This window comes from Marinobacterium sp. MBR-109, from assembly GCF_040547565.1.
Lineage (GTDB): Bacteria > Pseudomonadota > Gammaproteobacteria > Pseudomonadales > Balneatricaceae > Marinobacterium.
This window is the reverse complement of sequence record NZ_JBEPPZ010000003.1, coordinates 23,693-49,745: the sequence shown is the minus strand read 5'-3', so window position 1 is coordinate 49,745 and position 26,053 is coordinate 23,693. Positions and strand designations below refer to the sequence as shown.

Genomic DNA, 26,053 nt, shown 5'->3' with positions numbered 1-26,053 from the left:
CGTCGATCATGGCAGTTGCCTATTATGACATGGCCCCCTGATGAAATTCAGACCCTCTGCGGAGGTATTATTCAGGTGTAAAGGGGAAGCAGTACCATGCTGGCAGATGATGAGCCGCTAAACCCGACAGAACCCGGACATCCTGCTCTGATGCTGATCAGTGCATCCGATGAGCTGGAAGCGAGCTGGCGAAGCTGGCTGGAACCCTGGTGGCAGGGGCACCTGTTTCGCTGTCGCTCCCCTGAAGCCGCCGTCCCCATCCTGCAACAGTTTTCTGCTCTGATCATCCTGCTGGAAACCGCCTGCCCAGAACATGCCAGCAGCACGCTGAGTCGGCTTCGCAAGCACTGCCCCACAGCCCCCTCCGTGCTGCTGCTGACACAACAGCCTGACCAGCGCTGGCAGGCACTGCTGACGGACCCCTGCAACGACTATTTTCTGCCCGGTGAAGCGTGTGACACCACTCTGCGTCGAGTGCTTCGCTACTGCAGTCACCTGCTGCTGTGCCATGATCGGCTGCGTAAGCTGGAGCAGTTACAGCAGTTGCAGAACCCTGAGCCCTCATCCGGCTATGATCCCGAACTCTGGCGCGCCCTGCAGCGGGAAGAATTCGTGCTGTTCTATCAGCCACGCATCGATCTGCGCGAAGGCAACATCTGTGGGGCCGAAGCGCTGATTCGCTGGCAGCATCCGGAGCGCGGCCTGCTCACGCCGGATCATTTCATCCCCGACTGCGAAGCCTCGGGACTGGTGGTACCACTGGGCTACTGGGTCATTCAACAGGTGGGCAAGTCGTTGCCGAACATGCTGGCGTCAGGACTGAATGGCCGTATCGGTATCAACCTGTCATTCCGACAGTTTCAGGATCGTTTTCTCGCGACCACCATTGAGCGTCTGATCAAGCAGCACCTGATCGACACCCGCACCCTGGAATTCGAGTTGACTGAAACGGCGCTGTGCAGTGACGAAGAACATGTGCGTGAATCGATTACCCAGCTCAGTGCACTGGGTGTGGAGTTTTCACTGGATGACTTCGGTACCGGGTACTCTTCCTTCAGCCTGCTGCAGAAGCTGCCGGTGGCCACACTCAAGATCGACAAGTCTTTTGTTGCCGGCATACCCGGCAATGCGGACGATGAAGAGATCGTTCGCGCCATGATCAGCCTGGCCCACAACCTGAACAAACAGGTGATCGCCGAGGGGGTGGAAAATCGCGACCAGCTGGAGTTTCTGATTCGGCATGACTGCGATCAGGTTCAGGGCTATTTCTTCAGCCGCCCCATCTGCGAAGAGCAGTTTCTGGCTCTGCTCAGCCACAGTCAGCGCCAGCAAGCCCCCTGAAGGCCAGTGCCTCCAGAAGTTGCTCCTGACCGACTCGCGCTTCGCCCGCCAGATCCGCCAACGTCCTGGCCACCCGCAAAAGACGATGACATGCCCGAGCCGACAGCTGACTCTGCTGCATCACCCTGACCAGCAAGGTGCGGGTCGCATCATCCAGTGCACAGTACGCTTCCAGATCACGGCCACCCAGTTCCCGGTTCATACAGCCCTGCCGCTCCAGCTGCCGTGCGTGGGCCTCCACCACCCGCTGACGCACCCGAGCACTGGACTCCCCCGGCTGGTCCGGCTGCAGCAACGCCTCAGGCGGCAGCGCCGGCACCTGCAGCTGCAGGTCGATCCGGTCAAGCAGCGGACCCGAGATCTTCTGCTGATAGCGCCGAATCTGATCGGGGGTGCAGATACAGCGGTCTGTACCATCATCATAATAGCCACAGGGGCAGGGGTTCATCGCGGCCACCAGCTGAAATCGGGCCGGGTAACGGGTCTGGCGGGCCGCACGGGAGATCAAGATTTCTCCTGTTTCCAGTGGCTCACGCAAGACCTCCAGTACACGGCGCGGATACTCGGGCAACTCATCCAGAAACAGCACCCCCTGATGTGCCAGTGATATTTCGCCGGGGCGGGGGTGGCTGCCGCCGCCCACCAGCGCAATTGCCGACGCCGTATGGTGCGGTGCCCTGAAACTGCGCACACCATGGCAGGCAGGTCGCACGTCATGCCCGGCAACGGAGCAGATCGCGGCAACCTCCAGCTGCTGTTCGGTCTCCAGAGGCGGCAATAATCCCGGCAATCGTGCTGCCAGCATGCTTTTGCCACTGCCAGGCGGCCCTGAAAACAGCAGGTTATGTCCCCCTGCAGCCGCTACCTCCAGTGCGCGACGCGCCTGCAGCTGGCCTTTCACATCGGCCAGATCTGGCCCCTCCTCAACGGAGGCCGCAGAGAGCGAGCCCAGTACCGGCTCCAGCCGCTGCTTGCCGGTAAGATGCGCCACCAGTTCCAGCAAATGCCCAACCGCAAAGACTTCCGTGCGCTGTGCCATCACCGCTTCAGCCGCATTATCGAGTGCCACTATCAGGCTGCGAGCGCAGCGACCTGCCGCCACGGCGGCAGGCAGCACTCCCCGTACCGGTCGCACCGCACCGGACAGCGCCAGCTCACCGATCATTTCGGTCGCTTCACTGCCCTTCCAGCGCTTCAACTGACCGGATGCCAGCAGGATACCCACGGCAATCGCCAGATCATAACGGCCACCTTCCTTGGGCAGATCAGCCGGTGCCAGGTTGATGGTGATGCGGCGCTGAGGAAAGTCGAATCCGGCCGTGATCAGGGCACTGCGCACCCTCTCACGGCTTTCCTTGACCGCCGTTTCCGGCAAGCCAACGATCGACATGGAGGGCAGGCCACCCGACAGGTGCACCTCAACGGTGACCGCCGGAGCCTCGATTCCGAGCTGGGCTCGGGTATGAATAATTGCAAGTGACATGACACTATCCTTGTGTCGTTGGAGAGGGCTCAGAGTTGAGTGTCGTTATCCGTGGCTGCCGGAGCAGGGTTCTCTGCCGATGGTTCAAGTGCCGCCAGACGCTGCTCAAGCTGCTCAAGCTTCTCGCGGGTACGCATCAGCACCGCCTGCTGTGCTTCAAACTCGTCCCGGGTAACCAGATCCAGTTTGGCAAAGGTGCCCTGCAGCATGCTGCGCACCTGGCTCTGCAGCTCCTGCTGACCGGGAAGGTCTGGGCGCCCGGCCAGCAGCTGGCTGAACTGGCCGGAAAGGCTATCGATCAATTTCTGGTGGATCATCCGGGGCTCCTGCACAAGGTTGCATCTCAGTTCCGCCACTATAAACCAGAACGGCCTCGGCGTCAGATTCCATAACGTGCACCAAAAGAGCACTCGCACCAAATTAGTGCACCAAACCGGCCCGTATCACCCGCATATCATTCGCCAAATACCCACTCTGCCATCAACAAAAATCACAACCTACTGTTTTAAAAAGATAAAAACAAATTGGCACAAGCTTCGCTTAGTCAGTGCACACGGCCTGACAACCCGCTCCCGAGGACGCAGGCCTTATGAGTACTGAGAAGAGGACCCAAACAATGAAACTGATCTCAGCCATCATCAAACCGTTCAAGCTCGATGATGTTCGTGAAGCACTTTCGGAAATCGGTGTGCAGGGCATTACCGTCACCGAAGTGAAAGGCTTCGGCCGTCAGAAAGGTCATACCGAACTCTACCGCGGAGCCGAGTATGTGGTCGACTTCCTGCCCAAAGTTCGCATTGATGCAGCCGTGGCGGATGATATTGTCGATCAGGTACTTGAGGCGATCTCCAAGGCTGCCCAAACCGGCAAGATCGGTGACGGCAAGATCTTCGTCACCAGTCTGGAGCAGGTGATCCGCATCCGCACCGGCGAGTCCGGTCACGACGCGCTCTGAACCTGACTGACAATCGACGTTTTTTATCTCTCTGGAGGATAAAACAATGGAAGAACTACTTAATGCGACAGCCGGGGATCTGACCCAGCTGAAATATGCGGTCGATACTTTCTACTTCCTCATGTGCGGTGCACTGGTGATGTGGATGGCGGCCGGTTTCGCGATGCTCGAAGCGGGTCTGGTGCGTGCCAAGAACACCACCGAGATCCTGACCAAGAACATCGCTCTGTATGCCATCGCCTGTACCATGTACCTGCTGTGTGGCTACTACCTGATGTACAGCTCTGACGAAGGCGGCATCATCCCCAGCCTTGGCGCCCTGATCGGCGGTGAGAACGGTGTTGATGCGGTGCTGGCCGGTGGCGATGATGCGCCCTACTACTCAGCCCGCTCCGACTTCTTCTTCCAGGTGGTGTTCGTGGCAACCGCCATGTCCATCGTCTCCGGTGCTGTGGCCGAGCGCATGAAGCTGTGGGCCTTCCTGGCTTTCGCCGTGGTCATGACCGGTTTCATCTACCCGACGTCCGGCTACTGGACCTGGGGTGGCGGTTTCCTGAGTGAAGCGGGCTTCTTCGACTTCGCCGGCTCCGGTATCGTCCACATGGCGGGTGCTTCCGCTGCACTGGCCGGTGTACTGGTACTGGGCGCGCGTAAGGGCAAATACGGCAAGAATGGCGAGATCAACGCGATCCCGGGCGCCAACCTGCCGCTGGCCACTCTGGGTACATTCATCCTCTGGCTGGGCTGGTTCGGTTTCAACGGCGGTTCCGAGTTGAAGCTGTCCGATGTGGGTGAAGCCAACGCGGTCGCTCAGGTCTTCGTGAACACCAACGCCGCCGCTGCCGGCGGTGTGATTGCAGCCCTGATCCTGGCCCGCCTGTGGTTCCGCAAGGCGGACCTGACCATGGCGCTGAACGGTGCACTGGCAGGTCTGGTCGCAATCACGGCTGATCCTTTGAGCCCATCCGCTCTCGCATCCAGTCTGATCGGTGCGGTCGGTGGTGCACTGGTGGTGTTCTCCATCGTGACCCTGGACAAGCTGCGTATCGACGATCCAGTCGGTGCCATCTCCGTTCACGGTGTGGTCGGTATCTGGGGTCTGCTGGCGGTACCGCTGAGCAACGCTGATGCCAGCTACGGTGCACAGCTGCTGGGTATCGTTTCCATCTTCGGCTGGGTCTTCATCGCCAGTCTGGTGGTATGGTTCATCATCAAGGCGATCATGGGCATCCGTGTCAGCGAAGAGGAAGAGTACGAAGGGGTCGACTTGGCCGAGTGCGGCATGGAAGCCTACCCCGAGTTCTCCGGTGGCAAGAAGTAAGATCAACACTCCGGGAGGCAGACATGCCTCCCGCGTGTTTTTCAGGCTGCGCCGATATGCGCGGCCTTTTGATTATGGGTATACTGACGCCACTGGTTTCTCCGCCGACCTTTCGGCCGGAGCTCCGTGGGATTACCACAGATCATGAGGACTTGAATGATGAAACTCGTCACCGCGGTCATCAAGCCGTTCAAACTGGATGACGTTCGTGAAGCCCTGTCCGATATCGGCATTCAGGGCGTGACTGTCACCGAGGTCAAGGGCTTTGGCCGCCAGAAGGGCCACACCGAGCTTTACCGAGGCGCCGAATACGTGGTCGACTTCCTGCCCAAGGTCAAGATTGAAGTGGCCATCGATGACGACATGCTGGATCAGGTGATCGAAGCGGTCAGCAAAACCGCCAACACCGGCAAGATTGGCGACGGCAAGATCTTTGTCATGCCGCTTGAGCAGGTAATCCGCATCCGTACCGGCGAAGCGGGCCCGGACGCACTCTGATAGCAAACGCCCGGCTATCCGGTCGGGCGTTCAATATACTAATCTGCCCCCCCTCCATCGTCTCCATTCAGTACCAATTAAGACATTGCCAACCCCGATTTCTCCTGCCATGATGTATTTCTAATACGCATAGTAGGGGTATTCTGATGGATCAGCAGCAAATGGCGCCCTGTCATGGCCAACACGCTACCTTGTAACTCGGCGCTTGTCGCACAGCTACTGCCTGCTCTGGAGCACTCACCAGCCGGGATCTGCCTGCTGGGTCTCGACGGCCGTTGCCACTACAGCAATCGTACACTGCGACGTCTGCTGCACCAGACCGAGGGTGAACTGCCACAGGAACTGTTTCTGCAGGCACCGCTGGGAGCGTTGCTGAAAAAGAATCTGGCCCATCTGGCCAGCGGCCAGCAGCACGCCTTCTCCCTGTCACAGTTCCGCGGTCAACATCAGCACCATACCTTCTCTCTGCAACTCAACGCGTCAGTCCTGTATGACGAACAGGACAAGGTGTGTGGCTGTCTGATTCTGGCCATTGACGAGCAGCAGTATCATCAGCGTGAGCTGGAGCTGCGCAAGCTGTCCAGTGCGGTCGAGAACAGCGGCAGTGCCGTGGTCATTACCGATATCAGCGGCCGCATCGAGTACGTCAATTCCCGTTTCTGTGACATCACCGGCTACAGCCTGCAGGAAGTGCTGGGCCAGACGCCGGCACTGCTCCGCTCCGGCGAAACCGACCCCAGCACCTACCGTGACCTGTGGCGCACCATTGGCGCCAATCGCAAGTGGCGCGGCACCCTGCGCAACCGACGCAAGGATGGCTCGCTGTACTGGTCGCTGCAATCGATTGCCCCCATCAGCAATGAAAAGGGCTGTATTACGCATCTGGTTTCCGTGGGGGATGACATCACCCAGCTGAAGGAGTACCAGAGTCAGCTGGAACAGCTGGCCTACTTTGACCCGCTGACAGAGCTGGGCAACCGCCGCGCATTTCGCCAGCATCTTGACCAGCTGCTGGAACAGCCCTCAGAGCAGTATCGTGCCCTGCTGCTGATCGATCTTGACCACTTCAAGAAGGTCAACGACACCATGGGCCACGAGGCAGGCGATCTGATGCTGAAAACCGTGGCCAATCGATTGCGCTTCTGCATTCCCGGGCAGGACCGGGTGTTCCGCCTTGGCGGCGACGAATTTTCCATTCTGCTTGATGATCTGGACAGCCTTGACACCCTGCGTGAGCGGGTCAATGAAATGATCGCCCTGCTGTCTCAGCCGATGGATATCGGTACCCACGAACTGCAGACCAGTGCCAGTATCGGCATCACCCTGATCGGTATCGATGCCTGCGATAACAGCGGCCTGCTGCGCAACGCCGATCTGGCCATGTACCGGGCCAAGCGCGCTGGCCGCAACACCTTTGCCTTTTTCAATCACAGCATGAATACGGAGGCACGCCGCACGCTGACGCTGGAGCATGATCTGCGCCACGCGCTGGAACAGGGCGAGCTGCACCTGCACTATCAGCCGCAGGTTGATCTGGGCAGTGGGCAGATCATCGGCATGGAAGCACTGCTGCGCTGGCAACACCCGATCGATGGCAACATCCCCCCGGACGAGTTCATTCCCATTGCTGAAGAGACCGGCATGATTCTGCCCATCGGACGCTGGGTACTGGAGCAGGCTTGCCAGACCGCCGCGCGCATCCGCCGTATATACACTCGCCCCTTCCGCATGGCAGTGAACCTCTCGGCACGGCAGTTTGAAGACTCTGAACTGATCTTGCAGGTCGACCAGATCCTGGCTGATACGGGTCTGCCCGGGAATTATCTTGAACTGGAGATTACCGAAAGCCTGTTGGTCAACAATTTCGGCCATATCAACGATATTCTGCGCCAACTGCGCCGCCGTGGTATTACCATCGCGGTGGACGATTTCGGCACCGGCTACTCATCACTCAACTATTTGAAAAAGCTTGAAGTGAACCAGCTCAAGATCGACCGCTCGTTCGTGCAGGATATTCCCGGTGACCGAGATGACGTGGCCATCACCTCCACCATCATCCTGATGGCTCGCCAGCTGGGGCTGGATGTGATTGCAGAGGGTATCGAGACCGAACAGCAGCAACAGTTCCTACTGCAGCAGGGCTGCCGCACCGGACAGGGCTTCTATTTCAGCCGCCCAGTGCCCTTCAGCCAACTGCAGCAGCGCTGGTCACCCTGAGTCTGACAGCCCAGGCAGTTACTGGGACTTGCGTGCGGCGTCCTTGATCGCTGAACCGGCCTTTTCAATGTCCTTGCCTGCACCCTCAATGGTACTGCACGCGGTCAGGCCGCTGGCGCCTGTAAGAACCAGCAGCATACTGAATAACATGCCTAAGAATCGCTTGCGCATATCCGAATCCTCTTCAGAAAACCGTGTTTATGATACCCCCGCTTTTATCCTCACGCCATGCCGGGACCTGACCATTGTGTCCAGCCTGACTATACTCAGGCTGAACGGCATACCGCTGGAGGCTTGATGCTCAGAATCAGACCCATCGACATGGATGACCATGCGCTGCTGCAGACCGTGGCAACCGAGTCAGGCACGGGATTCACCTCGTTGCCCAATGACACTGACCTGCTGGCACAAAAAATCGAACGCTCGGTCGAGGCACTGCGCAGCCCGGAGAAAAAGCCGCTGCCGGTCACCTACCTGTTCGTGATGGAGGAAACCGACACCGGCGAGGTGCTCGGTACCTGTGGCGTCACCGCAGCTGTTGGTCTGGACGCGCCCTGGTATCACTATCACATTGGTACCATTGTGCATGCGTCACACCAGTTCAACATCCACAACGAGTTCCAGACCCTCTATCTGTGCAACGACTACACCGGCAGCAGCGAGCTGTGTTCACTGTTTCTGCGACCGGGTTACCGGGGCCAGGGGGGTGGCGGGCTATTGTCTCGATCCCGTTTTCTGTTCATGGCCGAGCACCCGCAACGCTTTGCCGATCGCATCATTGCCGAGATGCGCGGTTTTACCGACCAGCACGACAGCAACCCCTTCTGGGAGGGGCTGGGGCAGCACTTTTTCTCCATGCAGTACCAGCAGGCAGACTTCCTGACCGGCTCGGGCAACAAGGTGGTGATCGCGGAGTTGATGCCGAAGCACCCGATCTATATCCACCTGCTGCCTGCCGAGGCTCAGGCAGTGATCGGCCGGGTACACCCCAACACGGAACCTGCCTGTCGCCTGCTGCGTTCGGAGGGGTTCCGTTACGAAAACTACGTGGATATTTTTGACGCCGGTCCTACACTGGCAGCCAGGCCCGATGAAGTACGAGCCATCCGCCGCAGCCGCCGAGCCGAGGTGGTGATCGACACGGCTCCGGTGCCCCCGGATGCCCGTGACTACCTGATCAGCAATACACGCTGCCAGGGTTTTCGTTGTACCCAGGCACGTCTTAATCCCAGCCTGAACCGCGTCCGCATCACCCCCGAGCTGGCCGCGTGCCTGGAGGTAGAAGCCGGTGAAACCGTGCGACTGGTCAGCTTGCCAGCACACTCAGCGGCAGGCGGATAACCAGTTCCAGACCTCCGTCCGGGTGGTTGTGTGCCTCCAGCTGCCCGCCCAGTTGAATGATGGCACGCTGGGCAATGCTCATCCCCAGTCCATAGCCCTCTCCATGACCACCACTCCCTCGCACAAAGGGATCAAACAGTTTCGGCAGCAGCTCGGGGCTGACACCCGGCCCCCGATCCCGCAACCGAATTGCGACCGCATTTTCCTCGAGACAGGCGTTGATATTCAGCGCCGCCATTTCAGGGGTGTGCCTGAGCGCATTATCAATCCCGTTGTGCAGGGCCCGCTGCAGCAGGGGGCGCTGCAGGCGCAATCTCATCTGCGGGGGCTGCACCTCAGCACGCACGGACCGTTGAGGCTGTCGAAAACGCACATCAGCCGCCAGCTCGGCAAACAGCTGCTCAACATCGAACACCTCTGCATCGGCACTGCCGCCGGCCTGTTGCAGTCGAGTGTAGCCGACAATTTCCGCAATAAGACCATTCAGTCGCTCACATTCACGGTTGATGCGCCGTGACAGCGGGTTGTCATCGCCCAGACGCTGTTCAGCCAGCCCTGCCGCAACCTGCAGCCGGGCCAGCGGTGCACGCAACTCATGTGATACGTCCTGCAACAGTCGTTGCTGGTTCAGCAGTGTCGTTTCCACATACTCCGCCATCTGATCAAACTCGCGACTCAATTCGCCCAGCTCGTCACGGCGTCGACTGAGCCGGTCATCGGCCCTGAGGCTCAGATCCTGTTGCTGGTGCAGATTGCGCACATGTCGGCTCAGTTGCCGAATCGGTCGCACCACCAGCGCACTCAGCAGCAGTCCGGAGAGTGTGGAGACCACCAGTATCAGCCCCATCTGCAGCGAAAACAGTCGTCCCAGCAAACGGTCAGCGAAGACTCCCTCGGGAGGGCGCGGCACATGCACGCGGTACTCCGCGCCGGCATCCGTTGTCAGGTTGAAAACATGGGCATCCGCTGGCGGGTCACGCCGCCAGGGTGTGATCGGCTGATCACTGCCCTGCGGATAGATCCACAGCCGCACACGGTGGTGGTCCCGCCCCTCCCGCAGCCAGCGCGGATCCTCCTCTTCATACCGCTCCAGCATCAGCTGCGCCTGCCCCCGGGCACGGGCTTCCAGTACCTCCAGCCGATGCACCGAGTCCACCCGGCTACTGAGGTAAAGAAACACGCTGGTCATGCCGATGGCACTCACCAGCCAGATCACCAGAAACATTTTCCAGAACAGCTGCCGATACCAGCCCTTGCCCAGCGCCCGTGACAGGCCAGACTGCAGCCGCTGAAGTACAGTTGTCACGTATCCTCCCGCACAAACTGGTACCCCTGCCCGCGTACGGTCTTGATCAGATCACACTCCTCACCAACGGCTGTTGCCAGTTTCTGTCGAATGCGGCTGACGTGCACATCCATCGCTCGATCATAAGCGGTCAGTTTTCGGTGCAGCACGCGCTCGGTCAGCAGTTCCTTGCTCAGTACCTGCCCGGCGTTTTGCATCAGCAACGCCAGCAGATTGAATTCGGTGCTGGTCAGCTCCAGTGGCTCATCATTGATTCGCACTTCACGCAGACCCGGGTCCAGGCTGATTCCCTGCAGCAACAGCACATGCTGCGGCATGCTGCCCGGCGCGCTGCTGCCCTGGCTGCGCCGCAGAACAGCCCGTATGCGTGCCAGCAACTCACGCGGATTGCAGGGCTTTGCCAGATAGTCATCGGCGCCCATCTCCAGCCCTACAATGCGGTCGATATCATCGCCGCGCCCGGTCAGCATGATCACCGGCAGTTTGAACCGTGGCCGCATCTGCTGCAGCAACTCCAGCCCACTCTGGCCGGGCATCATGATGTCGAGCACCATCAGATCAGCCCCCCCCTGTGCCAGCCTGGCCAGCGCCGCCTCGGCATCATGCACCGACTCCAGTTCAAAGCCTTCGTGGCGCAGGTAGTCCGCCAGCAGCTCGCACAGCTCGACATCATCATCAACCAGCAATATCTGTTTTGACTGCATCATCCTTCCTCCAGCTGACATCATAATGCCCCGACCGACCAGCCGGAAAAGCTTTACCCAACTTTACGCTTCAGGCACACAACTTTGCCCGTTACGGCGCCATACTGCAGCCATCTGAATGCAACAAGTGGAGAACAAGCATGAAAACACGTTCCTTGATGACCAGCCTGATCGCCGGCTCTCTGGTGCTGGGCAGCAGTGCTGCGGTGTTTGCCGGACAGAAGGCCAACTGCGACCGTGACAGTCGGCAGGAGCAGCGGGCGGAAAAACGGCTTGAGCGAATGACCGAAAAGCTCGCGCTTACGCCTGATCAGCAGGCCGCCATCAAAACCCTTTGGCAGCAGCAGACCAAACCGGAACGTTCAGCGATGTCACGCAACGGGCTGCAAGGGCTGGATCCGAATGCGGAAGACTATGGCCGCCAGGTGCAGCGGCATATTGAGCAGGCACAGCAGCAGATGGCGCAGCACATGCAGGCTCGCGCTGATCACAAGGCAGCACTGTATGACATTCTGACCCCGGAGCAGGAGCAGAAACTGGAGCAGATGCGTGATCGGAGTGATCGGCACAAGGGCAAGGGGTATCACGACCGGGGAGCTGAATAAGCCCCCCCCCTGATGAGGGCGAAGCCGACCTCAGTCGGCGTTCGCTCCGAGCATCGCCAGCGCCGCTTCGGCACAGGCGATGTCCTCTGCCTGAGAGGCTCCCGATACACCCACGGCACCGACACATTCGCCATTGAGGATGATCGGCAGACCGCCACCCAGCATCAGCAGATCAGGGTGGGTATCCAGTGCCGCCAGCAGATGTACATCATCCGAGTTGTTGTCACGGAAAAAATTGCTTGGAACCTTGAAGCCGGCGGATGTTCTCGCCTTGCGCAGCGCCAGCAATGAAGTCTGCGGCGGTGCATCGTTCAGGCTCAGCTGCGCCAGCGGCTGGCCGGAACGCCCTACCAGCGCAATGCTCACATTCACGCCCAGCACTTCGGCCTGCTCGGCAGCGGCCGCAACAGCCTTCAATGCCGCACGATAGTCCAGTGTCGCGCGATTAATGGTCAGATTCTCACTCATCATGCTTTTCCTGTTCTGCGCTCAGTTGATGCGTTCAAAGATCAGATCCCAGACACCATGACCCAGCCGCTCGCCGCGGCTCTGGAACTTGGTGACCGGACGCCACTGCGGCTGAGGTGAATACTGCCCTGCCCCGGCGGCATTGCGATATCCATCCGCTGCACTCATCACTTCCATCATGTGCTCAGCGTAGTTTTCCCAGTCAGTGGCCATGTGAAAACAGCCTCCGATGGTCAGCTTCTGACGGATCTTCTGCGCAAACTCAGGTTGTACAATACGACGTTTGTGGTGACGCTTTTTCGGCCAGGGGTCGGGGAAGAACAGCTGCAGTGTGTCGAGACTGGCATCGGGGATACAGCGCTCCAGCACCTCAATCGCATCATCGCAGTACACGCGAATATTGCTCAGCCCCTCTTCGGCCGCACGAGCCAGCAGGCGTCCCACACCCGGCGGATGCACCTCAATGCCGATGAAGTCCTTTTCCGGAGCCCGGCGCGCCATTTCAATCAGAGAATCCCCCATGCCAAAGCCGATCTCCAGCACCACCGGGGCCTCGCGACCAAACACTTCGGCATAGTTCAGGCGACCGCCAGCCAGCTCCAGCCCGTACCGGGGCCAGTTTTGATCCAGTGAACGCTGCTGGCCTTCGGTCATGCGCCCGGCACGTACCACAAAGCTGCGCACTCGGCGCAGTGGTTTCTGTTCTTCAGTCATCTTGTATCTGTCTGTTGCGGGCCCCCAACGGGCACCCGGATTCGGTATCAGTTGCTGATCACGCCATCCAGCGGTGATGAAGCACTGGCGTAGGCTCGACGCGGCATGCGCACGGCCAGATGGGCTTCACGACCGGCCTGCACCGCTTTCTGCATCGCTTTTGCCATCAGTACCGGGTTCTGCGCACCGGCAATGGCGGAGTTGACCAGCACGCCTGCGCACCCCATCTCCATCGCCATGGCCGCTTCCGAAGGTGTACCGATGCCGGCATCGACCAGGATCGGCACCCGCGCCTCCTCCATGATCAGACGGATATTATGCGGGTTCTGGATCCCCAGGCCGGAGCCGATCAGCGAGCCCAGCGGCATCACCGCCACACAGCCGATCTCTTCCAGGCGCTTGGCCACAATCGGATCATCATTCGTGTAGACCATCACCTTGAAGCCGTCCTTGACCAGAGTCTCGGCCGCTTTCACCGTTTCGATGATGTTGGGGTAGAGCGTTTTCTGATCACCCAACACTTCCAGCTTGACCAGATCATGGCCATCCAGCAGCTCGCGGGCCAGACGGCAGGTGCGAACGGCATCGTCAGCGGTATAGCAACCGGCTGTATTGGGCAGCAGGGTGTAGCGTTCGGGACTGATCACGTCGAGCAGGTTGGGCTCGTCCGGATTCTGGCCCAGATTGGTGCGGCGTACGGCCATGGTGACGATCTCGGCACCACTGGCTTCGATGGCAGCACCGGTTTCAGCCATATCCTTGTATTTGCCGGTACCAACCAGCAAACGAGAGTTAAAGGATTGTCCTGCAATGATCAGCGGATCGTTGTGTTCCAGTTCTGACATCATCTGTACCCTGATATGAAAATGGTTATGTACTGTGCCGTTGCAAGGTTATTGCATCAGCCGCCGCCGATCGCGTGCACGATCTCGATCCGATCACCCGCCTTAAGTGGCGTATCTGCATGTGAGCTGCGCGGAATGATCTCCAGATTCAGCTCGATCGCGATACGCTTGCCACTCAGCTCCAGTTGAGCGATCAGATCACTCAGATTTGACTGTTCTGCCACTTCAAGCGGCTCACCGTTCACCTGAATCTGCATTGTTTTTACCCTGTTGAAAGACCGAAAAGGCCAGCACCAGCCAGCCGGCAATGAAGGCGCTGCCGCCAATCGGGGTGATGGCACCCAGCCAGTGTACGCCGCTCAATGCCAACACATACAGACTGCCACTGAAAATCAGGATGCCCAGCAGGAACAGCGCAGCGGCCCAGCGCAGACCTCGGCTGTTCCGTCGCTGCAACAGCAGCCCCACCAGCAACAGTGCGAACACATGGTAGAACTGATACTGCACACCGATCTGAAATACCTCCAGCAGACGCTCATTCAGCTGACTGCGCAGGCCATGCGCGGCAAAGGCCCCCAGTGCTACAGCCACAGCCCCCAGTACTGCAGCTGTTGTCAGTGTAAAGCGGGCGGACATTGGACTCTCCTGAGCAGGCATTATAACGGTTTAGTTCCGCCTGCCTGAAATGAAAAAAGCCGCACAGCGGCGGCTTTAAGGTCGAGACGACACCGGGGCTCAGGCCTCCAGCATCGCACCGCGAATTTTCTTCATGGCATTTTTTTCCAGCTGACGGATGCGCTCGGCCGACACGCCATACTCGGCCGCCAGCTCGTGCAGGGTGGCCTTTTCGTCAGCCAGCCAACGTCGAGCCAGAATATTGCGACTGCGCTCATCCAGCCCTTCCATGGCGCTCATCAGCCGGCGCTGGGATTCCTGTTCCCAGTTGGACTCTTCCAGCTGCATGGCAGGGTCCGCCGAGTGGTCTTCCAGGTAGGAGGACGGGGCCAGATAGCGGCTGTCTTCGTCCTCGCTCGCCAGTGCATCAAAGGCGGTATCATTGGAAGCCATACGACCTTCCATCTGGCGTACAACCTTGGCATCAACGCCCAGATCAGCCGCGATGGCATCCACTTCTTCGTTATTCATCCAGCTCAGCGATTTCTTCTGCGAGCGCAGGTTAAAGAACAGTTTGCGCTGTGCCTTGGTGGTCGCCACTTTGACAATGCGCCAGTTGCGCAGGATGAACTCATGCATCTCGGCCTTGATCCAGTGCACCGCAAAGGAAACCAGACGCACACCCATGGTGGGGTCAAAACGTTTCACGGCCTTCATAAGGCCTACATTGCCTTCCTGCACCAGATCGCCCAGCGGCAGGCCGTAGCCGGAGTAGCTGCGTGCAATGTGTACGACAAAGCGCAGATGCGACATGACCAGCTGACGCGCCGCTTCAAGATCGCTCTGGTAATGGAGGCGTTCTGCCAGCTCCCGTTCCTCATCTGCAGTGAGGATCGGAATCGCACTCACAGTCTGAACATAGGCATCGATATTACGGCCAGGTGACAGATGTTCAATAACTTGCAAGCTTGTGCCCATTAAGGAATGACCTCGCAAAATACGTTAATCCCAAGGATTGATTGCTCGTTACAGTGACCTTTTATAGCCACAAAAGTTCCACTGCGCCACTGCCACGAACAGGGGACCGAAAAACTTAACGTGAAACGGCCCACAGAGCAACCCCTGCAAGCCTGCCTTGGGAGGGAGCTGGGATCAGCTCTCGCCCGGTTCGATCTCGTTCAAATGGCGTGCAACCGCCAGCCAGGAGCCGACCAGCCCCAGCAGGGCCGACGTTGCCAGCAGACTCAGTGTACCCACCAGCCCCAGCCCGCTGACCTCAAACCGGTTCAGATAGAGGTCAGCAAGGGCCTGCGCCGGCTCGGTCAGCATTAATAGCGCCAGCTGCACCAGCAGCCAGGCCAGCAGACCACCGATCAGGCCGTACCAGAAACCACTGTACAGGAAAGGCCGACGTACCCAGGCATCCGTCGCCCCGACCAGTTTGCTGACGATAATCTCATCACGGCGGCTTTCGATGGTCATGCGCACGGTATTGCCCACCACCAGCAGCACCGCCAGTGCCAGCAGCCCGCCAAGAACATAGCTGCCGCGTTTGGCCAAGGCAATAATTGCATTGAGCCGCTGCACCCACTCCATGTCCAGCTGAGCTTCATTCACACCTGGCAGCGCCTGCAGCTCAGCCTGCAACAGCGGCAACCTGACCGGATCGCTGGACAGGGGAGTCACCATGATCACCGCCGGCAACGGGTTATGATCAAAGTAGTCCAGCAGATCGGCAAAGGCGGTATAACGGCGGAAATCCTCCAGCCCCTTGTCCCGGCTGATCAGCTCGACCGAGCTCAAATCATCCCGCAACAGCAGCTCACGACTGAAGCTGTCGATCGACTGATCGCTCAGCTCGGTCTGCATGTACAGGGCGATGCGCGGCTCCGGGTCCCAGCCCGAGGTCAGCGTCTGCAGGTTGCTCAGTGCCGTAAACAGAAACCCCGGCAGTGCCAGTGCAATCGCCAGCACCGCCAGTGTCATCAATGAGGCCACCGGTGTCTGTCGCAAGCGGACCAATGCCTGCCGCGCCACCAGCGCATGATGCCGCCGCCAGCTGCGGCTGCGGTCGGCAAACTGTATACGGTGCTGCTGCGCGCCGCGCCGAGGAGGCTGAGCCGGTGTTTCTTTTCTAGCCATCTGCCACCAGCCTGCCATTTCTGAGTGTGAGCATGCGATGTTTCATCCGGTTGATCAGTGACAGGTCGTGACTGGCAATCAGTACAGTCGTTCCCACCTGATTGAACTGGCCAAACAGCCGCATGATATCTTCCGACAGTTGCGGGTCCAGGTTACCGGTGGGCTCATCCGCCAGCAGCAATCGAGGCTTGTGCACGATGGCACGGGCGATGCCCACCCGCTGCTGCTCACCGGTCGAAAGCGTGATCGGATTGTGCTTTTCCCGCGCCAGCAGCCCAACCTTGTCCAGTGCCGCCCTGACACGACGGGCGGCATCGGCCGGGTCATAACCGCTGATCTGCAATGGCAATGCCACATTGTCGAAGATTGAGCGGTCGAACAGCAGTTGGTGATTCTGGAATACCACACCGATCTGGCGACGCAGATGGGGAATCTGCGAGCGGTGCAGCCGGGACAGATCCTGCTGTCCCACCCAGACCTGACCTCGACTGGGCCGCTCCATCAGCATGATCAGCCTCAGCAGGGTGCTTTTGCCCGCCCCCGAGTGCCCGGTGAGAAACGCCATTTCGCCGGATTCCAGTTCGAAGTCCAGATTGAGCAGTGCGTCCTGGCCACTGGCATAGCGCTTGGAGACGTTACTGAACCGGATAGCTGCCATCGCGAGGCCTCAATCGAACAGAGCGTGTACGAATTCGTCCGCTTCAAACGGGCGCAGATCATCGACCTGCTCACCCACGCCAATAAACCGGATCGGCAGGCCAAACTGCTTGGCAATGGCGAAGATGATGCCGCCCTTGGCTGTACCATCAAGTTTGGTCAGCGTGATGCCGGTCACGCCCACCGACTCCTTGAACTGCTTCGCCTGGCTGATGGCGTTCTGACCGGTACCCGCATCCAGCACCAGCATCACTTCGTGCGGCGCATCAGGATCGAGTTTCTGCATGACGCGTACCACCTTCTGCAGCTCCTGCATCAGGTTATCCTTGTTTTGCAGTCGACCGGCCGTATCCGCGATCAGCACATCGACCCCCTTGGACTGAGCGGACTGCAGCGCATCAAAGATCACTGACGCGGAATCGGCACCGGTGTGCTGAGCGACCACGGGCACATTGTTGCGCTCACCCCATACCTGCAACTGCTCCACCGCAGCGGCACGGAAGGTATCGCCCGCGGCCAGCATCACCGACTTGCCTTCAGTTTGATATTTTTTCGCCAGCTTGCCGATGGTGGTGGTCTTGCCTACGCCGTTGACGCCAACCATCAGGATGACAGCCGGTTTTTTCTCTGGCAGATGCAATGGATGTTCAACACCACCAAGCAGGTCGCCCAGCTCCTGCTTGAGCGCGTCTTTCAGGGCTTCGGCATCTTTCAGCTGTTTACGCTCGACACGATCGGTCAAGCGTTCGATAATCTCGGTGGTGGCCTCAACACCGATGTCGGCCATCAGCAGGGTGGTTTCGATCTCTTCGAGCAGGTCGTCATCAATCTCCTTGGCGCCGAGAAACAGGTCACCCAGCTGCTCGGTCAAGTTCGCCTTGGTACGGCTCAGACCGGTCTTGATACGATCAAACAGGCGCTTTTTCTGCTGCTCGGGTGCTTCTGCAGCCAGCTTTGCAGCCTCGGCAGCCTTGCGCTCCTGTTCGGCCTTTTCAGCTGCAGCAGCCTCACGTTCTTCCTCAGCCTGCCTTTCCGCCTGCGCGGCCAGTTCAGCTGCCGCCTGACGCTCAGCCTCAGCGGCGGCTTCTGCAGCCTTCCGGGCAGCCTCTTCCGCCTGACGGGCCACCGCTTCAGCTTCTTTCCGGCGTACAGCTTCCTGTGCCTGTAACGCGGCCTCTTCTTCTGCCTTGCGCGCCACCTCTGCAGCAGCCTGCTCCGCCTGCCGCCTGGCTTCCGCTTCGGCCTTCTCGGCTGCCTGGCGCTCAGCTTCTGCGGCTGCCTCGGCATCGGCCTGTGCCTTTCGCTCGGTTGCCGCTTGCTCTTCAATCAGGCGCGCCTGCTCTGTTGCCGCCTGCTGTTCGGCTTTTTGACGCCCAACTTCTTCCGCCTGCTGCTCAGCTTCTTTTGCAGCCAGCTGTTCAGCCGCTTCGGCCGCACGCTCCTCGGCATGCGCCGTTTCGGTAGCTTCAGCAGCTCGGCTCTCTTCAACACTGGGCTGAGCCTCTGCCTGCGTTTTCGGCTGTTCCAGCCGTTGCGCCCGGCGTTTTGATACCTGTGCAATCACCAGTACCAGAACGACCAGAACAACCCCGGCAATCCAGGGCAAAGTGGCAGGGTCAAGACCGCGATCGGCCATCCAGGTGTAGAGCGCTTCCATAGTCTGTAATATCCACCGTAACAGCCCGTCTGACGGGCATGAATGAAACGAATCAACAAGGCTGGCTATCTTAGCACAGAGCCAACGCTGACAAACCCGGAGTTGCATGATGGAAAGCAAATCTCGCCGCCCGACCCTGTTAAGCCGGGGCCAGCTGCGACTGCTGATCTGGGTACTGCCGGTTGTTATCCTGTTGCTGTCCCTGCTGGGACCAGAATCACAACCGGAAGCTGTCATCAGTGCCGACTCGGATCGACGTATCTATCAGCAGGTGATCCCGCAGCAGTCACTGTTTCGCCTGCACCTGATCGCTCCGCACCCACCCGCACTCGACGCCAGTATCCAGCTGCGGCAGCGCCTGATCACACAGGCCTGGATCATGCGCCTGCAAAAAACGGATGAACTGGGTGACTGGCTGTCCGCTCAGGGCTGGGAGGTGCAGGTGCAGGCGAATACCGGCTACCGGCTGCTGCAGCTGAAAAGCGACAGGCCCTTTGCCGATAATGACGTGCGACAACTGCTGCTGCAGCTGCAAACACCCCCCAGGGTAGACTGGTCGGCGCTGTTGCAGCGTACTCAGGCCGAGCAGTACATGATGCGGCAGAATGCAGAGGTTTGGCTGACCAGTCCACCTTCAAGCAATGAGCACCCTTCGCTGGATCCGCTGGCTGATTATGCACGGCAGCTGCAGCCGTCAGGCTGGCGAATAACCCTGACAGGGCCTGAACCCCAGTCATTGGGGCCCGTCATATTCGACCCGGCACCATCACCAGCACCATCAGAAAATCTGATGCTGAGCCTGAAGCCGCTACCGGTTACGCCCACCGCAGACGCCCAGCTGCAGCTGCACCGCTGGACTCTGCCGCAGGTCCATTCAGCACAGGATTTTGCACAATTGTTGCTGGGCCGCGAGCTGGTAGTACAACCACTTTCACACTGGCTGAAACAGCGCCTGGCAGACGCACCCGCTCATCAGACCGGTTACAGCCTGCGCTGGGAAGCGACTCAAGGCGGTGGACTTGCGTCACTGTTGCTGCAAGGCGAACAGTGGCCCGAGATCCCTGCCTGGCTGCCACAGCAGTTACAGCCGGAAAATGTGGAAACAGCGCGCCAGGCTCTGCTGACACAGCTGGAAGGCGATACCGGTCGGCAACAATGGATGGATCTGCTGGCCCTGTATCAACTGCCTCCGGACAGCCTGCAGCGCTTGCCCGCACAGCTGGAAGCACTGGAGTTGTCCGCCATGCAGCAGTGGTTGCAGTCACAGCTGCTGTCTGATTACTATCACACCCTTTCTTTGCCGCACTAAGTATCAAGGACTCTGCCCATGCCGCGCCGCAACAACCACCGCCCACAAAAACCCAAAGCCGCCGAGACCTCCACGGTGCGAATCATTGGCGGTGAATGGCGCGGACGCAAGCTGAGCTTTCCTGAAATCGAGGGCCTGAGGCCAACACCGGACCGGGTCAGAGAAACCCTGTTCAACTGGCTGCAAAGTTACCTGCCGGGGGCTCGATGTTTGGACCTGTTCAGCGGCAGTGGTGCTCTGGGTATCGAGGCTCTGTCTCGAGGCGCCGCCTCGGTGACCTTCGTGGATCAGGCTTCAGAAGTGGTGAGTCAACTCAGAAGTAATATCAACCTGCTCAAGGCACAGAACGCCGAGATCATCGCCGCCTCGGCCCTCGACTGGCTCGATAACCGCCAGCCGGATCAGGAAGCACGCTACGATCTGGTATTCATGGACCCGCCTTTTCACAAGGGACTGGCTGCACCGATCTGCGAAATGCTGGAGCGTCGCAACCTGTTGCGTGAAGAAGCGATGATCTATATCGAGACCGAACATTCGCTGACACTGGATACATTGCCGGCCAACTGGACCCTTCACCGGGAAAAAACCGCCGGTCAGGTCGCCTATCGTCTATTTGTAAGGCAACCCAGCGAATAACAGCTCAACCAGCCGCTCTCCCTGCGCCTTGAGGCCAAAGCTGCGATTGGTTCTCAACCACTCATGCAGCAGGCCGTTAAGAGCCTGCTGCAGAGTGAAGGCCAGCTCGACTGGATCAGGCTTTTTCCTGAGCTGCTTCTGCTTGCGCGCCTGCTTCAGGAATCGGCGCAACTGATCCAGCCAGAGTGCACGGTTCTGCTCCAGTGAGTCGGACAACGGCTGCAGGTCATGGCACAGCACTGCAGGTTGATAGAACACTCGATACAGGGCACATGCCTCGGGGTCTCGCTCAAATCCGTCCAGCACGCCGAGCAGGTAAAGCTTCAGCGCAGCCAGTGCATCCTGCTGTACCGCCTGACACTGCTCCAGCCAGACCGGCTCGAATGGCAGCATCCAGCCATGGTGGATCTGCTGCAGCAGATCAGCTCGGTTGCGGAAGTGCCAGTACAGGGCTCCGTGGGTAACGCCCGCTACCTGTGCGATCTGCTTCAGGGTCGTGGCTTCAATCCCCTGCTCACTGAACAGCCTCAGCCCCGTAACCAACAGCAGTTGCCGTGTCTGCTCCGCTTCTTCCCGTGTACGCCTGGCCATGGTGTTGAACCGCTCCCTGCCGCTTTTACATTTGAGTGAGTATGGATAACAAACTAACCTAAGTGTAGTCGTATCCGCACGCAAGCAGGTTACGGCTCGTTTAACAAAAGCGTCATAATTGACATGAATACATATAACCCTTAAAAATAAAAAGGTAATTTCTAATAACCTTTTTATTATCTTTCATTCCTCTAATCTATTTGTGCCCCCCCGGCAATTGGGCTAACATCCGCTCGAACAGTGTTGCCACATGATGCAAAGGTCAGCAACCGAAATGAATACGGCGATCTACCCAGGCACCTTCGACCCGATCACAAACGGCCACTCCGATCTGGTCGGCCGTGCTTCGCGTCTGTTTGACCGGGTTGTAGTGGCAGTTGCCGCCAGCCCCAAGAAAAAACCGTTGCTGTCTCTGGATGAGCGGGTTGAACTGGCCAAAACCGCGTTGTCCCACCTGCCCAATGTGGAGGTGATCGGCTTCGACTGTCTGCTGGCAAACCTGGTCCGCGATCAACAGGCCAACATTATCCTGCGCGGACTGCGAGCCGTGTCCGACTTCGAATACGAGTTTCAGCTGGCCAACATGAACCGCAAGCTGGCCCCTCAGGCAGAAAGCCTGTTCCTGACACCGGCGGAGCACCTGTCCTACATCTCCTCTACCTTGATCCGCGAGATTGCGGCACTGGGTGGCGATGTGGATCAGTTCGTACACCCGGCGGTTGCCAGTGCACTGAGGCAGCACCTGAGCCAGAAATAACGAACCTGTCAGAGCGAGTGAGGTAGCCAGTCATGGCATTGATGATTACTGACGAATGCATCAACTGTGATGTATGCGAGCCGGAATGCCCCAATGAGGCAATCTCTCCGGGAGATGAGATTTACGAGATTGACCCCAACAAGTGCACCGAGTGTGTCGGTCACTATGATACGCCGCAGTGTGTTGAGGTATGTCCGGTTGACTGTATCCCGAAAGACCCGGATCACGTCGAAACCGAAGAGATGCTGATGGACAAGTACCACAAGCTGACCGGCAACTGAGGTCAGGTGGCGGGCGTGGTACGCATACACGCCCGCAGCGTTTTTTACAGCCGGATTTCGGTCCGGCTGAGTTCAAACTCCTGCTCCAGCCTCTCGCCGATTACGTTGTCCCCTTCCGCCAGCCAGTGTGCATACTGCATGTGCAGGCAGCGAACCTTGTCCCACTGTGCAATACCACCAATGCCATAACGGGTATACAGCTCGGCAAGCCCCTTTTCTTCTATGCGCGCCCGATCTTCCGGTCGCATCAACGCCTGCCGACGTTCCACATAGCGCTGCTGCTGGGCGTAAAATGCCTCGCGCAGCGCTTCATTCTGCTGCAGCTCTTCCTCGATCTGCTTGACCCAACCGTTCGCCTCAATACGACTGATCGCCACATCCAGGTCCTTTGAGCTGAGCCAGTAGAGCGTAGGAAAGGGCGTATCCCCCAACAGGCTGCGCATCTGCAATACAAGTGGAATACCCTCTTCTGTCTGGCAGGCGATCGCCTCGATCCCACGCGGTGTGCGTCCGATCTGGCGTTCAATCAGCAGCAGCTGTTCCGGGGTGGGTTGCGTTCGGGTGGTATCAAACCTGTGCATAGTCTTCTCCGCTGCCCAGCCAGCGCCGGATCAGGCTTTCATTCAGTGCTGGCAGCTGTTCCAGATCAGCTGCCAGCTGGTGTATTTTGGGCAACAGGTCGGCGTCGCGCTGCAGGTCCGCGATGCGAAACTGCATCATGCCGGTCTGCCGCGTACCCAGCACTTCGCCGGGCCCGCGCAGCTCCAGATCCTTTTCGGCAATGCGAAAACCATCAGTGGTTTCACGCATCACGGCCAGCCGCTCACGCCCCTGTTTCGACAGCGGCGCATGGTACATCAGGACACAGAAGCTTTCGACACTGCCGCGCCCCACCCGCCCACGCAGCTGGTGCAGCTGCGCCAGCCCCAGCCGTTCAGGGTTTTCGATGATCATCAGGCTGGCGTTGGGTACATCCACCCCGACCTCAATCACGGTGGTCGCCACCAGCAGATCCAGCTCCGCAGCCTTGAAACGTGCCATGATATCGGCCTTCTCGGCCGGCTTCATGCGGCCATGTACCAGACCGATGCGCAGCTGTGGCAGGGCTTGCTTCAGGCTCTCGGCCGCCACCTCCGCCGCCTGACACTGAAGCGCCTCCGACTCTTCAATCAGCGTGCAGACCCAGTAGGCCTGCCGCCCCTCTTCACAGGCCTGACGCACCCGTTCGACCACCTGATCCCGGCGCGAGTCGGCAATCACAACGGTCTGCACCGGTGTGCGCCCCGGTGGCAGCTCATCGATGATGGAGCAATCCAGATCGGCATAGGCGCTCATGGTCAGAGTCCGTGGAATGGGCGTAGCCGTCATGATCAGCTGATGCGGACTGCGCTCACCGTTACGACCCTTTTCACGCAGGCTGAGCCGCTGGTGCACGCCGAAACGGTGCTGCTCATCGATCACAACTACCCCCAGATCGGCAAACACCACCTCTTCCTGAAACAGGGCGTGGGTGCCGACGGTAATCTGTGCTTCACCACTGCGGATGGCCGCCAGCTGCGCCGTGCGCGCCTTGCCTTTTACCTTGCCTGCCAGCCAAGCCACCCTGATTCCAAGAGGCTCCAGCCAACTGCTGAAATTGAGATGATGCTGCTCGGCCAGAATTTCGGTGGGAGCCATCACCGCCGCCTGCAGGCCGTTTTCCACCGCCTGGAGTGCCGCCAGCACGGCCACGACGGTCTTGCCGGAGCCCACATCCCCCTGCACCAGTCGCAGCATGGGAATCGGTTTTTGCAGATCGCGGGCAACCTCACGGGCCACTCTCAGCTGCGCGGCTGTGAGTGAAAACGGCAGCTGGTCAAGAAAGGGGCGACTCAGCTCACCGCTGGCGCGCAGCTGTGGAGCCCCCTGCTGCTGCACCTGCAGGCGGATTTTCTGTAGCGAAAGGTGGTGCGCCAACAGTTCTTCCAGGGCCAGTCGACGCTGTGCCGGATGCTTACCTTCCAGAAGCAATGTCTGATTTGCATCCACCGGCGGATGGTGCAGGTAACGAATCGAGTGCTGCAGGTCAGGCAACTGCCAGCGCTGGCGCAGGGTATCCGGCAACAGATCATCAAGCCCTTCCCTGTCCATCCATTCCAAAGCCAATGTTATCAATGAGCGGATGCGGTTCTGGGTCATGCCTTCGGTCAGTGGATATACCGGTGTCAGGCTCTCGGCCATCACCGCCGCAGCTTCGGTCTTTTGCAGCTTGTATTCCGGGTGTACCATTTCCAGCCCGGCGGGGCCGGGACGGGCCTCACCAAAGCAGAGCAGTCGTTTGCCTGTCGACAGGCTGTTTTTCTGCGCCGCATTGAAATGAAAAAAACGCAGGGTCAATGTGCCGGTACCATCCTGCAGCCGACACAACAAACTGCGGCGACGCCCCTGCACCACATCGGAGGCACGAATCGTGCCTTCCACCACGCCCTCGTCACCGGGACGCAATGAACCGATCGGCAGAATGCGGGTACGATCCTGATAGCGACTGGGCAAGTGCAGAATCAGGTCCTGCACCGTACGGATGCCCAACCGCTCCAGTTTCAACTCCAGTGCGGTGCCGACGCCCTTCAGCTCAGTAACCGGCACACCGCCTGTCACACTCACGCTTTACCCTTGTCCTTGCTGACCTTGACGCTGCAATGGTTGATTGCCTCTACCAATACATCGATCGCCTGAGGCCGCGGGAAACTGGCGCGCCAGGCTACCGCTACCGTGCGCATGGGCTGAGGTTGCTTGAAGGGGCGAACCTCGATCAGTTCGGTGGTGGGATGGTTCTCGATTGCAGACAGCGGCAATACGCTGGTCCCCAGCCCTGATGCAACCATCATGCGAATCGTTTCCAGCGAGCTGCCTTCGGTGACCGTATGCTGATCATGGAAGGACTGGTTAAGCGTCGGGCAGGCTTCGAGCACCTGATCACGGAAGCAGTGTCCTTCGCCCAGCAGCAGCATGCGAATTTCGTTCATCTGCCGAGAGTCGATCTCCTGCTGCTGTGCCAGCTCGTGCCCCTTGGGCATCACCATCATGAAGGGCTCATCATAGAGCGGACGCGTCAGCACATCCGACTCATGAAACGGCAGCGCGATAATGATCGCATCCAGCTCGCCGTTACGAATCTTAGTGCGCAGGTTTTCGGTGAAATTCTCTTCGATGTACAGCGGCATATTGGGTGCCAACCGCTGAATCTGCGGGATCAGCTGCGGGAACAGATAGGGGCCAATGGTGTAGATGGCACCGATGCGCAAGGGGCTAGCCAGCTGATCCTTGCCCTCCCGTGCCAGCTCGCGCACGGCTTCGGCCTGCTCCAGTACGGTTTGCGCCTGGCGCACCACCTTTTCACCCACAGGGGTCACACGTACCGCGTTCTTGCTGCGCTCGAACAGAGCGACTCCCAGCTCCTCTTCCAGCTTCTTGACCGCAATCGACAGTGTCGGCTGGCTGACAAAACAGCGCTCGGCGGCATGGCCGAAATGCTGCTCCTGGGCCAGGGTGACAATATATCGAAGCTCCGTCAGCGTCATCGGCGCGTACCTCTGTTAGGATGAACGTAAAACAATGAGTCGGGGTAACC

29 protein-coding genes are annotated in these 26,053 nt (G+C 59.2%); 11 read left to right on the top strand and 18 right to left on the bottom strand.

The genetic code is table 11. The features are described 5' to 3' along the window. Positions 1 to 96 precede the first annotated feature (96 nt). Positions 97 to 1,341 carry a putative bifunctional diguanylate cyclase/phosphodiesterase gene (locus ABIE60_RS05160; RefSeq protein ID WP_354468281.1) on the top strand — a complete coding sequence of 415 codons (1,245 nt, stop codon included), beginning with the start codon at positions 97 to 99 and terminating at the stop codon, positions 1,339 to 1,341. On the opposite strand, the gene ABIE60_RS05155 is transcribed toward ABIE60_RS05160, so the two are convergent. Further along, the gene (locus ABIE60_RS05155; RefSeq protein ID WP_354468280.1) at positions 1,310 to 2,824 is read right to left on the bottom strand and encodes a YifB family Mg chelatase-like AAA ATPase; all 1,515 of its coding nucleotides are present in this window, start codon (positions 2,822 to 2,824) and stop codon (positions 1,310 to 1,312) included. The genes ABIE60_RS05160 and ABIE60_RS05155 overlap by 32 nt on opposite strands. 29 nt (positions 2,825 to 2,853) lie before the next feature. Continuing rightward, complete coding sequence (locus ABIE60_RS05150; RefSeq protein ID WP_354468278.1) at positions 2,854 to 3,141, bottom strand: accessory factor UbiK family protein; 288 nt, start codon at positions 3,139 to 3,141, stop codon at positions 2,854 to 2,856. 299 nt (positions 3,142 to 3,440) lie between these two features. Between ABIE60_RS05150 and glnK (ABIE60_RS05145) the strand changes: the two genes are divergently transcribed. The 4 genes from glnK (ABIE60_RS05145) to ABIE60_RS05130 all read left to right on the top strand — a co-directional run bounded on the left by glnK (ABIE60_RS05145) (position 3,441) and on the right by ABIE60_RS05130 (position 7,815). Next, positions 3,441 to 3,779: a P-II family nitrogen regulator gene (gene glnK, locus ABIE60_RS05145; protein WP_091826128.1), complete on the top strand. Its 339-nt coding sequence runs from the start codon at positions 3,441 to 3,443 to the stop codon at positions 3,777 to 3,779. A 46-nt stretch (positions 3,780 to 3,825) separates the two neighbouring features. Further along, positions 3,826 to 5,100, top strand: coding sequence for an ammonium transporter AmtB (locus ABIE60_RS05140; protein ID WP_354468276.1), 1,275 nt, complete (start codon positions 3,826 to 3,828; stop codon positions 5,098 to 5,100). Between the two features lie 159 nt (positions 5,101 to 5,259). Further along, entirely contained in the window at positions 5,260 to 5,598 is a 339-nt protein-coding gene (gene glnK / locus ABIE60_RS05135; protein ID WP_091826224.1) for a P-II family nitrogen regulator, read from the top strand. 174 nt (positions 5,599 to 5,772) lie between these two features. Continuing rightward, on the top strand, positions 5,773 to 7,815 hold the full coding sequence (locus ABIE60_RS05130; RefSeq protein ID WP_354468275.1) for a putative bifunctional diguanylate cyclase/phosphodiesterase: 2,043 nt from the start codon (positions 5,773 to 5,775) through the stop codon (positions 7,813 to 7,815). Positions 7,816 to 7,833: 18 nt separating this feature from the next. Here the strand turns inward: ABIE60_RS05130 and ABIE60_RS05125 are convergent, their stop codons facing one another. Further along, positions 7,834 to 7,986: an entericidin A/B family lipoprotein gene (locus ABIE60_RS05125; RefSeq protein ID WP_354468274.1), complete on the bottom strand. Its 153-nt coding sequence runs from the start codon at positions 7,984 to 7,986 to the stop codon at positions 7,834 to 7,836. A 126-nt stretch (positions 7,987 to 8,112) separates the two neighbouring features. Between ABIE60_RS05125 and astA the strand changes: the two genes are divergently transcribed. Then, the gene (gene astA, locus ABIE60_RS05120; protein ID WP_354468273.1) at positions 8,113 to 9,156 is read left to right on the top strand and encodes an arginine N-succinyltransferase; all 1,044 of its coding nucleotides are present in this window, start codon (positions 8,113 to 8,115) and stop codon (positions 9,154 to 9,156) included. On the opposite strand, the gene ABIE60_RS05115 is transcribed toward astA, so the two are convergent. Both ABIE60_RS05115 and ABIE60_RS05110 read right to left on the bottom strand, forming a co-directional pair. Beyond that, positions 9,122 to 10,462, bottom strand: coding sequence for a sensor histidine kinase (locus tag ABIE60_RS05115; protein ID WP_354468271.1), 1,341 nt, complete (start codon positions 10,460 to 10,462; stop codon positions 9,122 to 9,124). The genes astA and ABIE60_RS05115 overlap by 35 nt on opposite strands. After that, on the bottom strand, positions 10,459 to 11,169 hold the full coding sequence (locus ABIE60_RS05110) for a response regulator transcription factor (protein ID WP_354468270.1): 711 nt from the start codon (positions 11,167 to 11,169) through the stop codon (positions 10,459 to 10,461). The genes ABIE60_RS05115 and ABIE60_RS05110 overlap by 4 nt, the downstream gene beginning before the upstream one ends. Before the next feature lie 137 nt (positions 11,170 to 11,306). Here ABIE60_RS05110 and ABIE60_RS05105 point away from each other — a divergent pair, with 137 nt between their 5' ends. Beyond that, complete coding sequence (locus ABIE60_RS05105) at positions 11,307 to 11,771, top strand: Spy/CpxP family protein refolding chaperone (RefSeq protein ID WP_354468269.1); 465 nt, start codon at positions 11,307 to 11,309, stop codon at positions 11,769 to 11,771. Between the two features lie 30 nt (positions 11,772 to 11,801). On the opposite strand, the gene ABIE60_RS05100 is transcribed toward ABIE60_RS05105, so the two are convergent. From ABIE60_RS05100 to ftsY, 9 genes are all read right to left on the bottom strand, one after another. Further along, complete coding sequence (locus tag ABIE60_RS05100; RefSeq protein WP_354468268.1) at positions 11,802 to 12,239, bottom strand: GlcG/HbpS family heme-binding protein; 438 nt, start codon at positions 12,237 to 12,239, stop codon at positions 11,802 to 11,804. A gap of 21 nt (positions 12,240 to 12,260) precedes the next feature. Further along, entirely contained in the window at positions 12,261 to 12,953 is a 693-nt protein-coding gene (trmB, locus tag ABIE60_RS05095; RefSeq protein WP_354468267.1) for a tRNA (guanosine(46)-N7)-methyltransferase TrmB, read from the bottom strand. Positions 12,954 to 13,000: 47 nt separating this feature from the next. Continuing rightward, a complete protein-coding gene (locus tag ABIE60_RS05090) occupies positions 13,001 to 13,798 on the bottom strand; it encodes a thiazole synthase (RefSeq protein WP_354468266.1) in 798 nt (265 codons plus the stop codon). 56 nt (positions 13,799 to 13,854) lie between these two features. Beyond that, the gene (gene thiS / locus ABIE60_RS05085; protein WP_354468265.1) at positions 13,855 to 14,055 is read right to left on the bottom strand and encodes a sulfur carrier protein ThiS; all 201 of its coding nucleotides are present in this window, start codon (positions 14,053 to 14,055) and stop codon (positions 13,855 to 13,857) included. Then, positions 14,033 to 14,434, bottom strand: a complete 402-nt coding sequence (locus ABIE60_RS05080; RefSeq protein WP_354468264.1) for a DUF423 domain-containing protein — start codon at positions 14,432 to 14,434, stop codon at positions 14,033 to 14,035. The genes thiS and ABIE60_RS05080 overlap by 23 nt, the downstream gene beginning before the upstream one ends. 99 nt (positions 14,435 to 14,533) lie before the next feature. Beyond that, positions 14,534 to 15,391: an RNA polymerase sigma factor RpoH gene (gene rpoH, locus ABIE60_RS05075; RefSeq protein WP_354468263.1), complete on the bottom strand. Its 858-nt coding sequence runs from the start codon at positions 15,389 to 15,391 to the stop codon at positions 14,534 to 14,536. Between the two features lie 174 nt (positions 15,392 to 15,565). After that, positions 15,566 to 16,555 carry a permease-like cell division protein FtsX gene (gene ftsX / locus ABIE60_RS05070; RefSeq protein WP_354468262.1) on the bottom strand — a complete coding sequence of 330 codons (990 nt, stop codon included), beginning with the start codon at positions 16,553 to 16,555 and terminating at the stop codon, positions 15,566 to 15,568. Next, entirely contained in the window at positions 16,548 to 17,213 is a 666-nt protein-coding gene (ftsE, locus tag ABIE60_RS05065) for a cell division ATP-binding protein FtsE (RefSeq protein WP_354468261.1), read from the bottom strand. Before ftsE ends, ftsX begins: the two co-directional genes overlap by 8 nt. A gap of 9 nt (positions 17,214 to 17,222) precedes the next feature. Then, positions 17,223 to 18,542, bottom strand: coding sequence for a signal recognition particle-docking protein FtsY (gene ftsY, locus ABIE60_RS05060; protein ID WP_502914944.1), 1,320 nt, complete (start codon positions 18,540 to 18,542; stop codon positions 17,223 to 17,225). A 436-nt stretch (positions 18,543 to 18,978) separates the two neighbouring features. Between ftsY and ABIE60_RS05055 the strand changes: the two genes are divergently transcribed. Continuing rightward, on the top strand, positions 18,979 to 20,178 hold the full coding sequence (locus ABIE60_RS05055) for a hypothetical protein (RefSeq protein ID WP_354468260.1): 1,200 nt from the start codon (positions 18,979 to 18,981) through the stop codon (positions 20,176 to 20,178). Between the two features lie 18 nt (positions 20,179 to 20,196). Next, on the top strand, positions 20,197 to 20,814 hold the full coding sequence (gene rsmD, locus ABIE60_RS05050) for a 16S rRNA (guanine(966)-N(2))-methyltransferase RsmD (RefSeq protein WP_354468259.1): 618 nt from the start codon (positions 20,197 to 20,199) through the stop codon (positions 20,812 to 20,814). On the opposite strand, the gene ABIE60_RS05045 is transcribed toward rsmD, so the two are convergent. Beyond that, entirely contained in the window at positions 20,788 to 21,405 is a 618-nt protein-coding gene (locus ABIE60_RS05045; protein WP_354468258.1) for a TetR family transcriptional regulator, read from the bottom strand. The two genes, rsmD and ABIE60_RS05045, sit on opposite strands and share 27 nt — an antisense overlap. 274 nt (positions 21,406 to 21,679) lie before the next feature. Here ABIE60_RS05045 and coaD point away from each other — a divergent pair, with 274 nt between their 5' ends. Both coaD and ABIE60_RS05035 read left to right on the top strand, forming a co-directional pair. Beyond that, positions 21,680 to 22,162 carry a pantetheine-phosphate adenylyltransferase gene (coaD, locus tag ABIE60_RS05040; protein WP_354468638.1) on the top strand — a complete coding sequence of 161 codons (483 nt, stop codon included), beginning with the start codon at positions 21,680 to 21,682 and terminating at the stop codon, positions 22,160 to 22,162. 32 nt (positions 22,163 to 22,194) lie between these two features. Beyond that, complete coding sequence (locus tag ABIE60_RS05035; RefSeq protein WP_354468256.1) at positions 22,195 to 22,443, top strand: YfhL family 4Fe-4S dicluster ferredoxin; 249 nt, start codon at positions 22,195 to 22,197, stop codon at positions 22,441 to 22,443. A gap of 44 nt (positions 22,444 to 22,487) precedes the next feature. Here the strand turns inward: ABIE60_RS05035 and ABIE60_RS05030 are convergent, their stop codons facing one another. From ABIE60_RS05030 to ABIE60_RS05020, 3 genes are read right to left on the bottom strand one after another with little or no spacing between them, the layout of a single operon-like run. Further along, positions 22,488 to 23,024: a DUF501 domain-containing protein gene (locus ABIE60_RS05030; protein WP_354468254.1), complete on the bottom strand. Its 537-nt coding sequence runs from the start codon at positions 23,022 to 23,024 to the stop codon at positions 22,488 to 22,490. Next, entirely contained in the window at positions 23,011 to 25,086 is a 2,076-nt protein-coding gene (recG, locus tag ABIE60_RS05025; RefSeq protein ID WP_354468252.1) for an ATP-dependent DNA helicase RecG, read from the bottom strand. The genes ABIE60_RS05030 and recG overlap by 14 nt, the downstream gene beginning before the upstream one ends. Further along, the gene (locus ABIE60_RS05020; RefSeq protein WP_354468250.1) at positions 25,083 to 26,003 is read right to left on the bottom strand and encodes a hydrogen peroxide-inducible genes activator; all 921 of its coding nucleotides are present in this window, start codon (positions 26,001 to 26,003) and stop codon (positions 25,083 to 25,085) included. Before ABIE60_RS05020 ends, recG begins: the two co-directional genes overlap by 4 nt. Between the last annotated feature and the right edge of the window lie 50 nt (positions 26,004 to 26,053).

Bases quoted from the DNA above. Each gene is read 5' to 3' on its own strand.
- ABIE60_RS05160 (WP_354468281.1), top strand. From the start codon at position 97: ATGCTGGCAGATGATGAGCCGCTAAACCCGACAGAACCCGGACATCCT.
- ABIE60_RS05155 (WP_354468280.1), bottom strand. From the start codon at position 2,824: ATGTCACTTGCAATTATTCATACCCGAGCCCAGCTCGGAATCGAGGCT.
- ABIE60_RS05150 (WP_354468278.1), bottom strand. From the start codon at position 3,141: ATGATCCACCAGAAATTGATCGATAGCCTTTCCGGCCAGTTCAGCCAG.
- glnK (WP_091826128.1), top strand. From the start codon at position 3,441: ATGAAACTGATCTCAGCCATCATCAAACCGTTCAAGCTCGATGATGTT.
- ABIE60_RS05140 (WP_354468276.1), top strand. From the start codon at position 3,826: ATGGAAGAACTACTTAATGCGACAGCCGGGGATCTGACCCAGCTGAAA.
- glnK (WP_091826224.1), top strand. From the start codon at position 5,260: ATGAAACTCGTCACCGCGGTCATCAAGCCGTTCAAACTGGATGACGTT.
- ABIE60_RS05130 (WP_354468275.1), top strand. From the start codon at position 5,773: ATGGCCAACACGCTACCTTGTAACTCGGCGCTTGTCGCACAGCTACTG.
- ABIE60_RS05125 (WP_354468274.1), bottom strand. From the start codon at position 7,986: ATGCGCAAGCGATTCTTAGGCATGTTATTCAGTATGCTGCTGGTTCTT.
- astA (WP_354468273.1), top strand. From the start codon at position 8,113: ATGCTCAGAATCAGACCCATCGACATGGATGACCATGCGCTGCTGCAG.
- ABIE60_RS05110 (WP_354468270.1), bottom strand. From the start codon at position 11,169: ATGATGCAGTCAAAACAGATATTGCTGGTTGATGATGATGTCGAGCTG.
- ABIE60_RS05105 (WP_354468269.1), top strand. From the start codon at position 11,307: ATGAAAACACGTTCCTTGATGACCAGCCTGATCGCCGGCTCTCTGGTG.
- ABIE60_RS05100 (WP_354468268.1), bottom strand. From the start codon at position 12,239: ATGAGTGAGAATCTGACCATTAATCGCGCGACACTGGACTATCGTGCG.
- trmB (WP_354468267.1), bottom strand. From the start codon at position 12,953: ATGACTGAAGAACAGAAACCACTGCGCCGAGTGCGCAGCTTTGTGGTA.
- ABIE60_RS05090 (WP_354468266.1), bottom strand. From the start codon at position 13,798: ATGTCAGAACTGGAACACAACGATCCGCTGATCATTGCAGGACAATCC.
- thiS (WP_354468265.1), bottom strand. From the start codon at position 14,055: ATGCAGATTCAGGTGAACGGTGAGCCGCTTGAAGTGGCAGAACAGTCA.
- ABIE60_RS05080 (WP_354468264.1), bottom strand. From the start codon at position 14,434: ATGTCCGCCCGCTTTACACTGACAACAGCTGCAGTACTGGGGGCTGTG.
- rpoH (WP_354468263.1), bottom strand. From the start codon at position 15,391: ATGGGCACAAGCTTGCAAGTTATTGAACATCTGTCACCTGGCCGTAAT.
- ftsX (WP_354468262.1), bottom strand. From the start codon at position 16,555: ATGGCTAGAAAAGAAACACCGGCTCAGCCTCCTCGGCGCGGCGCGCAG.
- ftsE (WP_354468261.1), bottom strand. From the start codon at position 17,213: ATGGCAGCTATCCGGTTCAGTAACGTCTCCAAGCGCTATGCCAGTGGC.
- ABIE60_RS05055 (WP_354468260.1), top strand. From the start codon at position 18,979: ATGGAAAGCAAATCTCGCCGCCCGACCCTGTTAAGCCGGGGCCAGCTG.
- rsmD (WP_354468259.1), top strand. From the start codon at position 20,197: ATGCCGCGCCGCAACAACCACCGCCCACAAAAACCCAAAGCCGCCGAG.
- ABIE60_RS05045 (WP_354468258.1), bottom strand. From the start codon at position 21,405: ATGGCCAGGCGTACACGGGAAGAAGCGGAGCAGACACGGCAACTGCTG.
- coaD (WP_354468638.1), top strand. From the start codon at position 21,680: ATGAATACGGCGATCTACCCAGGCACCTTCGACCCGATCACAAACGGC.
- ABIE60_RS05035 (WP_354468256.1), top strand. From the start codon at position 22,195: ATGGCATTGATGATTACTGACGAATGCATCAACTGTGATGTATGCGAG.
- ABIE60_RS05030 (WP_354468254.1), bottom strand. From the start codon at position 23,024: ATGCACAGGTTTGATACCACCCGAACGCAACCCACCCCGGAACAGCTG.
- ABIE60_RS05020 (WP_354468250.1), bottom strand. From the start codon at position 26,003: ATGACGCTGACGGAGCTTCGATATATTGTCACCCTGGCCCAGGAGCAG.